The sequence below is a fragment of the Stenotrophomonas chelatiphaga genome (genome assembly GCF_032054965.1).
Lineage (GTDB): Bacteria > Pseudomonadota > Gammaproteobacteria > Xanthomonadales > Xanthomonadaceae > Stenotrophomonas > Stenotrophomonas chelatiphaga.
The window spans coordinates 237,044-249,249 of sequence record NZ_DAMBRS010000001.1; the positions used below are offsets into that span (position 1 = coordinate 237,044).

Annotated in this window: 9 protein-coding genes; 5 read left to right on the plus strand and 4 right to left on the minus strand. The window is 65.3% G+C overall.

Annotated features, from left to right (window positions below):
• Positions 1 to 3: 3 nt before the first annotated feature.
• The 4 genes from guaB (at position 4) to RTX79_RS01265 (ending at position 4,931) form a co-directional block, all read left to right on the plus strand.
• Positions 4 to 1,458, plus strand: coding sequence for an IMP dehydrogenase (gene guaB, locus RTX79_RS01250; protein WP_312681184.1), 1,455 nt, complete (start codon positions 4 to 6; stop codon positions 1,456 to 1,458).
• A gap of 109 nt (positions 1,459 to 1,567) precedes the next feature.
• The gene (gene guaA / locus RTX79_RS01255; RefSeq protein ID WP_312681186.1) at positions 1,568 to 3,133 is read left to right on the plus strand and encodes a glutamine-hydrolyzing GMP synthase; all 1,566 of its coding nucleotides are present in this window, start codon (positions 1,568 to 1,570) and stop codon (positions 3,131 to 3,133) included.
• A gap of 330 nt (positions 3,134 to 3,463) precedes the next feature.
• Entirely contained in the window at positions 3,464 to 3,874 is a 411-nt protein-coding gene (locus tag RTX79_RS01260; protein WP_312681187.1) for a hypothetical protein, read from the plus strand.
• 274 nt (positions 3,875 to 4,148) lie between these two features.
• Positions 4,149 to 4,931, plus strand: coding sequence for a 3-hydroxybutyrate dehydrogenase (locus tag RTX79_RS01265; RefSeq protein ID WP_312681188.1), 783 nt, complete (start codon positions 4,149 to 4,151; stop codon positions 4,929 to 4,931).
• A 32-nt stretch (positions 4,932 to 4,963) separates the two neighbouring features.
• Here the strand turns inward: RTX79_RS01265 and RTX79_RS01270 are convergent, their stop codons facing one another.
• From RTX79_RS01270 to RTX79_RS01285, 4 genes are all read right to left on the minus strand, one after another.
• Complete coding sequence (locus RTX79_RS01270) at positions 4,964 to 5,272, minus strand: hypothetical protein (RefSeq protein ID WP_312681189.1); 309 nt, start codon at positions 5,270 to 5,272, stop codon at positions 4,964 to 4,966.
• Positions 5,269 to 5,667 (minus strand): hypothetical protein, encoded by a 399-nt coding sequence (locus RTX79_RS01275; RefSeq protein ID WP_312681191.1) that lies wholly within the window; start codon positions 5,665 to 5,667, stop codon positions 5,269 to 5,271. Before RTX79_RS01275 ends, RTX79_RS01270 begins: the two co-directional genes overlap by 4 nt.
• Positions 5,668 to 6,173: 506 nt before the next feature.
• Positions 6,174 to 7,616, minus strand: coding sequence for a tyrosinase family protein (locus RTX79_RS01280; RefSeq protein ID WP_312681193.1), 1,443 nt, complete (start codon positions 7,614 to 7,616; stop codon positions 6,174 to 6,176).
• A 207-nt stretch (positions 7,617 to 7,823) separates the two neighbouring features.
• Entirely contained in the window at positions 7,824 to 10,946 is a 3,123-nt protein-coding gene (locus RTX79_RS01285; RefSeq protein ID WP_428695926.1) for a discoidin domain-containing protein, read from the minus strand.
• A gap of 492 nt (positions 10,947 to 11,438) precedes the next feature.
• On the opposite strand from RTX79_RS01285, the gene RTX79_RS01290 reads away from it, so the two are divergent.
• A complete protein-coding gene (locus RTX79_RS01290; RefSeq protein ID WP_312681195.1) occupies positions 11,439 to 12,188 on the plus strand; it encodes a hypothetical protein in 750 nt (249 codons plus the stop codon).
• Positions 12,189 to 12,206 lie beyond the last annotated feature (18 nt).

Consider the following 12,206-nt stretch of genomic DNA (forward strand, 5'->3'; position numbering starts at 1 on the left):
CCGATGCTGCGCATCCAGGCTGAAGCTCTCACCTACGACGACGTCTCGCTCGTCCCCGCCCACTCGATCATCCTGCCCAAGGATGTCAGCCTGGAAACCCGGCTGACCCGCGACCTGCGGCTGAAGCTCCCGATCCTGTCCGCTGCGATGGATACCGTCACCGAAGCACGCCTGGCCATCGCCATGGCCCAGCTCGGCGGCATGGGCATCATCCACAAGAACCTGAGCTTGGAACAGCAGGCCGCCGAAGTGGCCAAGGTCAAGAAGTTCGAGGCCGGCGTCATCCGCGACCCGATCACCGTCGGGCCGGAAACCACCATCCGCGACGTGCTGGCGCTGACCCAGGCCCGCAACATCTCCGGCGTGCCGGTGGTCGATGGCGGCCAGCTGGTGGGCATCGTGACCCACCGCGACATGCGCTTTGAAACCGAGCTGGACGATCCGGTCCGCCACATCATGACCAAGAAGGATCGCCTGATCACGGTCAAGGAAGGCGCCGCGTCCGAAGAAGTGCAGCAACTGCTGCATCGCAACCGCATCGAAAAGATCCTGGTGGTCAACGATGATTTCGCCCTGCGTGGCCTGATCACCGTCAAGGACATCCAGAAGAACACCGATTACCCGAACGCCGCCAAGGATTCGGCCACGCGCCTGCTGGTCGGTGCGGCGGTCGGCGTGGGCGGCGATACCGATCGCCGCGTCGAAGCGCTGGTCGCCGCCGGCGTGGACGTGCTGGTGGTGGACACCGCGCACGGCCATTCGCAGGGCGTGCTGGACCGCGTCAGCTGGGTCAAGAAGCACTTCCCGCAGGTGCAGGTGGTCGGTGGCAACATCTGCACCGGCGAAGCCGCACTGGCGCTGCTGGATTGCGGCGCGGACGCGGTCAAGGTCGGCATTGGTCCGGGCTCGATCTGCACCACCCGCGTGGTCGCCGGTGTCGGCGTGCCGCAGATCACCGCCATCGACCTGGTCGCCGAGGCGCTGCAGGATCGCATCCCGCTGATCGCCGACGGTGGCATCCGCTACTCCGGTGACATCGGCAAGGCGCTGGCCGCCGGTGCCTCCACCATCATGATCGGTGGCCTGCTGGCCGGTACCGAAGAATCGCCCGGCGAGACCGAGCTGTTCCAGGGCCGTTCGTACAAGAGCTACCGCGGTATGGGCTCGCTGGCGGCGATGGAAAAGGGGTCCAAGGACCGCTACTTCCAGGATGCTTCCAGTGCCGACAAGCTGGTGCCGGAAGGCATCGAAGGCCGCGTGCCGTATCGCGGCCCGGTCGGCGGCATCATCCACCAGCTGATGGGCGGCCTGCGTGCCACCATGGGCTACGTGGGCTGCGGCACGGTCGAAGACATGCGCAGCAAGCCGAAGTTCGTCAAGATCAGCGGCGCCGGCCAACGTGAGAGCCACGTCCACGACGTGCAGATCACCAAGGAACCGCCGAACTACCGCGCCTGAGGCCGGACGCAGGAAGAGGAACGAGGAAGCTGATTCCCGTTCCTCTTTCTACATACGCCGCTGGTTGCGCTTTCGTACTCCGTTATTCCTCCTGCATCGCCCGGGCATCATGACCAACATCCATACCGACAAGATCCTCATCCTCGATTTCGGCGCGCAGTACACCCAGCTGATCGCCCGTCGCATCCGCGAACTGGGTGTCTACTGCGAAATCTGGGCGTGGGACCACAATCCGGCCGACATCGCCTGCTTCGGTGCCAAGGGCATCATCCTGTCCGGTGGCCCGGAATCGACCACCCTGCCGGGCGCGCCCGCCGCGCCGCAGGAAGTGTTCGACAGCGGCCTGCCGGTCTTCGGCATCTGCTACGGCATGCAGACCCTGGCCGCGCAGCTGGGCGGTGAAACCGAAGCGGCCGACCAGCGCGAATTCGGCCACGCCGAAGTCAATATCGTGGCCCCGGATGCGTTGTTCGCCGGCCTCAGCGACCATCCGGGCGAGGCCAAGCTCAATGTGTGGATGAGCCACGGCGACCACGTCTCCAAGGCGCCGCCGGGCTTCACCATCACCGCCACGACCGACCGCATCCCGGTGGCCGCCATGGCCAACGAAGAAAAGCGCTGGTACGGCGTGCAGTTCCACCCGGAAGTGACCCACACCCTGCAGGGCCAGGCGCTGCTGCGCCGCTTCGTGGTGGACGTGTGCGGCTGCGAAACCCTGTGGACCGCCGCCAACATCATCGAAGACCAGATCGCCCGCGTGCGCGAACAGGTCGGCGATGACGAAGTGATCCTGGGCCTGTCCGGCGGCGTCGATTCGTCGGTCGTGGCCGCACTGCTGCACAAGGCGATCGGTGACAAGTTGACCTGCGTGTTCGTCGACACCGGCCTGCTGCGCTGGCAGGAAGGCGACCAGGTGATGGCGATGTTTGCCGAGCACATGGGCGTCAAGGTGATCCGCGTCAACGCGGCCGACCGCTACTTCGCCAAGCTGGAAGGCGTCAGCGACCCGGAAGCCAAGCGCAAGATCATCGGCAACCTGTTCGTGGACATCTTCGACGAAGAATCCAACAAGCTGAGCAACGCCAAGTGGCTGGCGCAGGGCACCATCTACCCGGACGTGATCGAATCGGCCGGCAGCAAGACCGGCAAGGCGCATGTGATCAAGAGCCACCACAACGTGGGCGGCCTGCCGGAACACATGAAGCTGGGCCTGGTGGAGCCGCTGCGCGAGCTGTTCAAGGACGAAGTGCGTCGCCTTGGCGTTGAACTCGGCCTGCCGCGCAGCATGGTCTACCGCCACCCGTTCCCGGGCCCGGGCCTGGGCGTGCGTATCCTGGGCGAAGTGAAGCGCGAATACGCCGAACTGCTGGCCAAGGCCGATGCGATCTTCATTGAAGAGCTGCGCAAGGCGGATCTTTATGACAAGACCAGCCAGGCGTTCGCCGTGTTCCTGCCGGTGAAGTCGGTGGGCGTGGTGGGCGATGCACGGGCTTATGAGTGGGTGATTGCGCTGCGTGCCGTGGAGACGATTGACTTCATGACCGCGCATTGGGCGCATCTGCCGTATGAGTTCCTGGGTACGGTGAGCAATCGGATCATCAATGAGTTGCGGGGAGTTTCAAGGGTTGTCTATGACATCTCGGGCAAGCCGCCGGCTACTATTGAGTGGGAATGAGTTGAAAGAACGAGGCGCCGAGAGGCGCCCTTGTTCATTGAGGGGAAGGCGCCGCAGACATTGGAATTGGGGGCTGTCTGGATGCGGTAGTGCCGGCTGCTGTCCACGCTGCCAGATGTCCCTAGCTCGTAGCAACGCTAGTAGCCGGTGCCCCCATGGTTTTCAGGATTGAGAGCAGATCCGTACCGGTGACCTATGTGACTGCTAGCATTAACTTAGCCATGGTGCACATTCTGATGCGCGGAAGGGCAGTGCGCTACTGGTGCAGAGAAATACTCTACACGAGCATGGATCCTTAGGTGCGCGATCGCCTTATCGAAGGAATAATTTATGAGTGTCTCGAGAGACGTCATTGTCACCTTCGCCGAACCGATTCTGTACGAGGGGCGTTCCAATACCAAAGATCGGGATTTCTACGTCGACCTCGGCCTGCTAGGGATGTGTCGCGATGGATACCGCTTGATAGACCGCTTCAACCTTCCTCTCGTTTCGGATCCGCATGCTCTCGCTGATTGGTCGCGGGAGATCACCGAGGTCGAATATCTCGATCTTGTAGGCCCACCTGATATTGATTTATTACAGGCCAAACATCCCGGTTTGCGATGGATGATGGAATGGCGGAGTAAACCTGGGCGCGAGACCGATTACGGTCAGGTTGAGAGGATTTTCCATCTCATCTCGGAGTTCAAGCGAGGCAATCGCGCCTTGCGCTATCGGCTCACCATTTCCGATATGGGGTGATTGGCACGCCGCGCGAATGTTGTACGACCGGCACATGGCGGTGAAACCAACGGCGTCTGCACTCGGCAATAGAAGGGCTGCCCTCAACCCGGTTGTGGCCGGACGTATAGGAAGGGGGGGGGCCACGAAGTGACTTATGCCGCTCAGTTCGATGAGAGCCTGTGGGGTTCCGGAGAACCACATGCGAAGCACGCGGCATTTTCATTGTCTTCGGACAGGGCGAATGCAACCACACCGGCTACACTGCCCACCTACGCCCGAATGAAACTCCCCCATGTTCAGTGGAAAAGTCGCCGTGGTCACCGGCTCCACCAGCGGTATCGGTCTTGGCATTGCCACCGCGCTCGCGCGGCAGGGTGCCGACATCGTGCTGAATGGATTCGGCGATGCGCAGGAGATCGAAAGGATCCGCGCCGGGCTGGAGGCCGACTTCGGTGTGCGGATTGCCCATGATGGCGCCGACCTGTCGCGTGGCGAGGCGGTGCGGGAAATGATCGCCCACGCGGTTGCGACGATGGGGCGCATCGACATCCTGGTGAACAATGCAGGCATCCAGCACACCGCGTCGATCGAGGAGTTCCCCGTCGAGAAGTGGGATGCGATCCTCGCGCTGAATCTATCGGCAGTGTTCCATGCGACGGCGGCGGTCTTGCCCTGCATGAAGCAGCAGGGGGCCGGTCGCATCATCAATATTGCGTCGGTGCATGGACTGGTTGCGTCGGTGAACAAGGCGGCGTACGTGACGGCCAAGCATGGCGTGGTGGGATTCACCAAGGCGACGGCGCTGGAAACCGCGGGCACCGGCATCACCGCCAACGCCATCTGCCCCGGATGGGTGCGAACGGCGCTGGTCGAGCAGCAGATCACCGCATTGGCGGAGCGGGACGGAACGGATCAGGACTCGGCCGCTCGCGCGTTGCTGGCCGAGAAGCAGCCATCGCTGCAGTTCGTGACGCCCGAGCAGCTCGGGGAAATGGTGGTCTTCCTGGCTTCGGATGCGGCGGCTCAGATGACCGGCACTGCGCTTCCCATGGATGGTGGCTGGACAGCCCGCTAGTTCACTGCAGGGTTGCCGGCCAGCGGCCGGCACTACCGGGGGCGGTCGGGTAGTGCTTCTACCCGCAGTTGCACACCTAGCGCACGCGTCACCTGCAGCACCGAGTCGAAGTGGAGCGGACGCGTGCCGTTCAATTGCCTTCGCATGAACTCGGTACCCACGCCGCACGCCCTGGCGACATCGTCGATTCCATCCAGTTCCGCGACCAGCAGCAACGCGCGGGAGAAGCTGGCTTCATCGCAGCCGTTCATCCGCAGGCGCACATCAAGGAACTCCGCACGCTGCGCGGCGCGGGCTTCGGGGCCGTTGACGGCGGGGCCGCTGAAGTCGTCTGCGCTCATGGTGTGCCTCCCGTCTCAGCCATCGACGCTTTTACGATTTCGCGTCCGCAGACAATCAGGCCTTCCACCATCTGCGCGGTGATTCCGGCGTCCGGATGGGCTTCGGGTCTGGCCGCGTGCACCGCGTGCAGGGTCTCCAGGATGGAGCCCAGTGCGTGGAGACTGTGCAGGGGGACGCCGACCTCGCCTTGCCGCCTGCGCCCGGCTTCACTGGCCACGTCGGGTGACCGGCGCAGGCTGACGACGCTGTCGCAGCATGCGCTGCGAGCGCGCAGCAGCTCGGACTCTTCGAGCCGATGTTCCAGGCGTTCTATGAAGTAGGGCGGGAACTCGCTGATGCGGTCGCCGATCAAGGCGTACAGGCGCTTGGCACTGAGGGGGTAGTTGGTTTCCATCGATCGTCCTTCGCATGGCGGGTGGCCACTTGCGCGAAGGCGCAAGGTGGCGGGCGATGCGGGTTGGCATACCGGTGATGATTCCCAAAAAAGCCGGCGGATCAGGATCCCCTCGCATCGCCCACCGTCGAACCGATGGGCAATGCTGTGCATTCTCCGCCGTGCCCAGAGGGCAAAACAGAGCTAAGTAGGGAATCAATCAAACAGGATGCCAATCCCGGCTGTTGCTCTTCGGCTTCAGCACGGCCAGCTTGCGATGGGGTGGGGTAGGCGTCCATGAGAATAGTTGCGAAGTTGGGGATGGCCGTCAGAGCAGAAGCGTGACGACCAACGGTCGTCACCCACCGGGGCAGGGATCACCCACCGGTGCAGGAACCATCCACCGGGGCAGGGGATCGCTTGGTAGGGCAGGGACCACCCACCGGGGTGGGTGGTCGCCTTGACGACCAGCGGCCGTCACTACCGAAGCGGATCAGCATGCCTTTGTGGGCAACGCGATGCAGCCGTTACACCAGGCCCACGTCGATCATCTCGGGGCCGACGGCGAGGTCGGTGGCGGGTGCCCCGGTCCGCTGGATCGGCACCAGCTGCAATGTCAGTGATCCCGGCGCCGGCGGACCGTTCTGTCCAAGTTTCTTCAATGCATTGGTCAACTCGACCGAATAACAATGCCCGGGATCCATATGGCCCTGATGTGCCGCGTTGGCGAAGAAGTTGATCGCGGTGACGTAGTGCGGATCGGACGTCGGCGTGCGTGGCCCGGCACCTGGCAGATTGACGAAGACGCGCACGCACTGCAGGTTGCTGCCGACGTGCGTGCCGCGCATGACGGTGAAGACGCGCTTGCCGCTGGAAGCCGATGCCGATGGTACGTTGAGCGGAATGCTGAGGGGCCTGGACGGCGTCGCGCTGCCGATGCGTTCGGTACGCGCGCGGGGGACCACGGTGGTGGCAGCGGGGTTGAACAGGGCTTTGAAGCGGATTTCGTCTGTGCCGGTCTGCGCCAGGCTGCGCAGCGGGGCGGCGGCGGCGCGGCTGTCATCGTATTTGTAGCCCAGGTCTGCAGTGCGCCGCACCGTGTCTACCCGGACGCTGTAGGTCTGGCCATTCATGCGCAGGAAATGATTGGGAAACACCATGTCCAGCCAGAGCGGGTCGGTGGTATTGACGTGCCCCTGCAGGATCCAGTTCTCCCAGATCCGGTCGATGTTGGCATGGTGCAGGAAGAACAAGGGGTCACGCGCGGCGGCGGGGAACCCCATATAACCGTTTATCTCGTCGTGGACATAATTGTGCGGACCCGATTCCAGCTCTGAAACCGCGCCGCGGCGCCCCAGCCATACCGGTGATACGTTGTTCTGGACCTGCGGTGGCGTGACGGTTTCATCGAACGGGCGGCCCCCGGCGAAGTTTTCCAGGATCGTGGCGTTGAGCAGTCCGCTTATCTTCCCCACTCCTGTTTCGGCGGCCGGCAGGCTGGGAACCGGCTTCCTCTCCTGGCGCATATCGTCGCCAGCAAAAGGAGAAAACAGGGGATTGGGCATGCCCTGGTACATCGGATCGGTAAATGCAGGCGGGTATGCCTGCTGGGTCGACCAGTCCCAGTAGGGCAGGGCGAACCGGGTATGTCCGGTCAGCTCGATGACGGCCTGCTCGTACATGTCCAGATAAGCCCGGTGCCAAGGCAGGAAATACCAATTGCTGTGCTGGCAGTATTTGAAGTTGAAGGAGCCGCCATGGATGTCCGCGAATTTGATCCAGCTCGGCGCATTGGACTGGTCGCGAGCGCGCATCTCCCCGACAAACGTCCTGAACGCAACGAGGTCCGGGTCGTCCAGCGACATGTTCGCGATATTGCGGCGCACTCGGAGGGTCTGCTGTGCCGATGCACGTTTCGAGCCTGCCAGTCCGCCTGCCAGGATCAGCGCGGAAGCGCTTCCCACCATCATTGATCTTCGGTTCAACACATTGGTCTCCTTGGAGGGCCGTGATGGCCCTGCAAGGTCGATTCAAGGTGACGTCGGCGGTGGCATCAAGCCGGGATATGCGTCGAGCCCTGCCCCGCAGCGCATGGGAACAGGACGGGTCTGCAGTCGCTGCCTGCAGGCGACAATCTGCAAGCCGGTTAACGTCACGTACTTCGACGGCCGCCTGTTTTACCAGCGCGCTTCAAGATGCTTGAACGCGCGCGGCAGCAACACGCCATCGGCATCGAATGCGTCCACGCGGCGTCCGTCCACGTGTACCGCGCGCGGCCGCGTTCGGCTCGGCCACCACACCCGCACGGCGGTTCCTTCGCGCAGGCCTTCGCCCAGCGTCACGCTCAGCACGCCGTCGCGCTGCCGTGCGTCCAGCTTCAATGTGCCGTAGGCCGTCGGCAGGCGTTCCACCGACAGACCGTCGCCCACAAGCCAGGATGCTGGCGTGCCCGGCAGCAGGGACAGCGCGTCATCGTCCTCGCGCATCAGCATGCCGAACAAGGTGCGGCCATATTCCGCGCCGATCCACGTATGCGGCATGTCGCCGAGGTAGCGCGGGAACCGCAGCCGCGAATGCACCACTTCGGCCAGCACCTGCCATTCCAGCGGGCGGCGGTCATGCAGCAGGCCGAGCAGCAGTTCGTTGGCCGCCTCCGGTTGGCCAAGGTGCACGTAGCTGAGCACATTGCGGATTTCGTACGGTGTATAGGCATACAGCGCGCCCGGCTGTGCGCGCTTGCGGACATCGTCCAGGTAACGCGCGAACGTTGTGCGCAGGGCCGCGTCGGGCAGCACGTCCTGCGCGCCGGTCGGGTCCAGCGCGATCGAAACGCCGGTCGGATCGCCATCGCCCAGGTCGGCCGAAGACGGAATGAAATCGATGCCTTTCCAGGCCATCGTGGCGCGGATCGAAGCGGCGACGGCGTCATGCAGCAGGCGGCCCTGTGCGCGCGCCCAGAGGGCGGTTTCGCGGTCGCCCAAGGCGTCGGCCAGCCATGCGCCGTCGTGCCAGCCCTTGATGCCCCAGTAGTCATCCCAGTAGCTGTGGGTGGGTGCGGGATAGCCTTCATGGCTGATCGAAGGCGCCAGGATACCGGCGAAACGCTCCGGTGCGGGGTGATTGGCCATGTAGCCTGGCACCAGCGTGCGCTCGCGCAGTTCCTGCAGGAAACGCATCGCGGCCTTCACCTTGGGCAGGAAAGCCCGCACCGATTCCGGGCCACCATCCAGCCGTGCCACGTCAGCGACAAGGCTGATGTACTGGCCCTGGCTGTCGTACTCGATGTCCGAACCGAAGCCGGTGTTGACGCTGCCGTCGTTGTTGAGGATCGGCGAGACCAGGCCGTTGGCATGCACGCCGTGCGCGCTGTACCAGGCCAGGTAGTCGCGCGCCACCGCCGCTTCGCCCATGCGCAGCAGCACCGCCGAGGTGGCCATGCCATCGCGGATGAAGGAACGGTTGTAGTTGCGCGGGCCGGGCTGCATCGCCGGGCCGGTCTGGTTGATCAGCATGTAGGCGGCCTGTGCGCGCAGCATGTCCACCAGTGAGTTGTCCGGCAGCCGCAGGCCGACCTGGCCCAGCCGCGCCTGCCAGTCGGCGGAGGCGCGTGCGGCCAGTGCATCGAATTGCGCGTCGGCGTCAGCAGGGGCGTCGGGCAGCACCAGCGGCGGCGCCTGCGGCAGGCTGCCATCGGCCGCCGCTGGCGCGGTACCCAGCGGGAAGGCGACCACGACGGCGCGGGATTCACCCGGCTGCAGCGCCATGCGATAGGCGAGGGCGGCCGCGGCCAGTCCGTCGGCATCTTCCGCACGCTGCGCGTGGGGCAACTGGCCGCTGGCAATGGCGGCGCTGATTTCACTGCTGCCCTCCATGCCGAACGGTGCGGCGCCCGCGGCGTCCACCGGCGTCAGCGACTGCAGCAGGCGGCGACCATTGACGCTGATCGTGCGGCCTTCGATTGCCACCTCGCGGATCGGTGACAGGCCGCCGTTCTGCCACGGTGGGTTCATCTGCATCGGGCGCACGGCCAGTGTCAGCGTGCCGCTGATCGCCGTCGTGCCGGTGTTGTGCAGGCGATGACGCAGCAGCGTCACCGGTTGCCCGCCCAGTTCAATGGCGAACGCCTCGCTGTGCAGGTCCAGCCCTGGCTGCGGTGACCACGCTGCCGATGGCATCGGCTTCCAGCCATCGCGCAGTGCATGCCGCAGCGGGTGCCCGGCGGCGCCTGCGGCGTGGCCGTCGGCATTGCGCCAGATCGGTTGCACCAGCGGGGCGCCCTTGAAGGCTTCGATGTTGCCGTACTCGTCGAAGATCGATTTCTGCACGCCGGCATGCACGCCCACGGCGGTCCAGTAGGTCTGCTGCATCTGCAGCGATGCCGGTGCCAACGCACGCTGCGCGCCACTGGCGGCCACCTGGTAGCGCTTCATCGGGGTCATTACCGCGGCAGGTCCCAGCAGGCGGATCCGCCGGATCGACGGCGCGCTACCCTCCACCCGCAGGCGCAGGCCATGTGCGCTGACGGCGGCAGTGCCGGCCAGCCAACTCTGCTGGCGGCTGCCTGCCTGCGGGTCACGCGCCAGCACGGTCCATCTGCCGTTCGCGTCCCGCACCTCAAGCTGCGCAGCGCCATGTGCGCCTTCCGCCCAGTCCACCACCAGGCCGGTCGTGGCCAGGGCGCGGGGCAGGGCGACATCCAGCACATGCGTGCCATCGGCTGCAGCGGGAACCCCTACCGTGCGGCCGCCCTGCCACAGCGCGGCGGCCGGCTCGGCGCCCAGCTGGGCCAGACGCGCGCTGCTGCGCGTATCAAGCGGTTCCATTTCAAGGATCGACACGCCCCAGTCCGAGGTACGTTCGGGGCTTGCCACGCGCAGATAGCGGGCCTGGCGCGGGGCGAAGAACAGGGTTTCGACGCCGCCCAGCGAATCGCCCATGGTGTAAGCCAGGTCCCACTGCTTGCCATCCAGCGAGGTCTGCAGGGTGTAGCCCTCCGGATTGGAGACGTCCCAGGTGATGCGAACGCCGCCGAGCAGCGCCGGCTGGCCGACATCGACCTGGAACCAGTGGCCGGGGCTGAAGGCGCCACCGGTCACCGTCCTGGGATCGTTGTCGATCAGGTGGCCGATGGCCATCGCCGCTACCTGCTGCGATGAACTGCTGGCCTGCCACTGGCTGCGTGGCGCCAGTTCCTGCGCGCTGCAGATCCCGGCCCAGGCAAGGGTCGGCAGCAACAGCAGGCGCGCCATGCCCGCCGTCGCGCCGCGGATCGTCTTCCCGTTACCGGCTTGCAGCACCATCTCTCCACTCCTCTACGCGTTGGTAACCCCACGCTGGGGTGAGCAGACGCTAACAGGCACTGGAAGCGCTTACACGACGCGCTGCGGTACGCCGCCGGCGCCGCCTCAGGCCTGTCCGGGCGTCAGGCCGGGATGGGTTGGGGGGGCGCGGGAACGGCGTCGAAAGGACGAGGAAAGGCGATTGCGCGGATCACTGGCTGAACGCGCCAGATTGCGCCAGATTCCCAAGCGTGCGTGCAAGCGATTCCTGGTAGCCGGCATTCCGCCGACACCGCATCCTGCGCGGGCTCGGTCGTCCATCTTGCGGTTGAAGTCGGGCCATAGCCCGCACCTCTCGACGATCCTGAGCCTTGTGTGGCGTAAATGGCTTGTCGGTGAGCCGGCCCATCGGGCCGGGAGCGACCTGCGATGTCGCCCTGAGGCTGTTTCTACATCCGCTTTTCCCGCTTCTGGGATAGTTCGGATTCAGACCAGTCCTATGGCGGATTCCTCATGAACCAGGTGCCGATCGTCCACGCAACGGAGATGTTGGCCCGCGCGTTCGGGGTCGTCGCAGCGAGCGTACGACGGCAGTCCAATGAGAATGACGGCGTGACGGCGAGGTTCGACGTCGTCGATGACGCCGGCCGACAGTGGCGGCTGGACGCAGCGCCCCTGCGCCGTCAGGCGGGCCACCACGCGCGGCCCCCTGGCGCGACCCGCTGGGGTCGGCATTGGGTGCTGAGGGAAGTATTTGCCGCGCCGGACGGACCGGGCGATGCAATGCCGCCGCAACCGCTTCTGGTCGAACCGGCACCGCCCTGCATACCCGATGCCTGGGAGTGCGCCGACGGGCGCGCGCTGGAACGGGTGGGCAGCTGGCTCGCGCAGCCGGCTGGCCTGCCGACGGCAACGGACATCCTGGGACAGGCGTTCGTCGATATGTGGCTCGGCAACCGCCAGCACATCGCGACCATGCACGCGCGTGCCGAAGCGCTTCACGATGCGTTGGCCCGGCATGCGTCGGCATTGGAACAAGCCCCGCCAAGCGGTGCCGCATCGCCGGTATGCAACGAAGCCTACCGCCACCAGCGCGTGCTGCGGCATCTGGTGGAAACCCAGCAGCTGCTGCTGGGCCCGCAGGCGTCAGGGCATCCGGTCGGCGTGCGTCGCGACGCGCTGCGGCGCCTGAACGCCCTGCTGGAAACCGAGCGGACCCGGAGCGTGCAGGGCGATACGTTATGGTGGGCCGGAGCGGGCTGATCCCACCGCGGCGGCCGT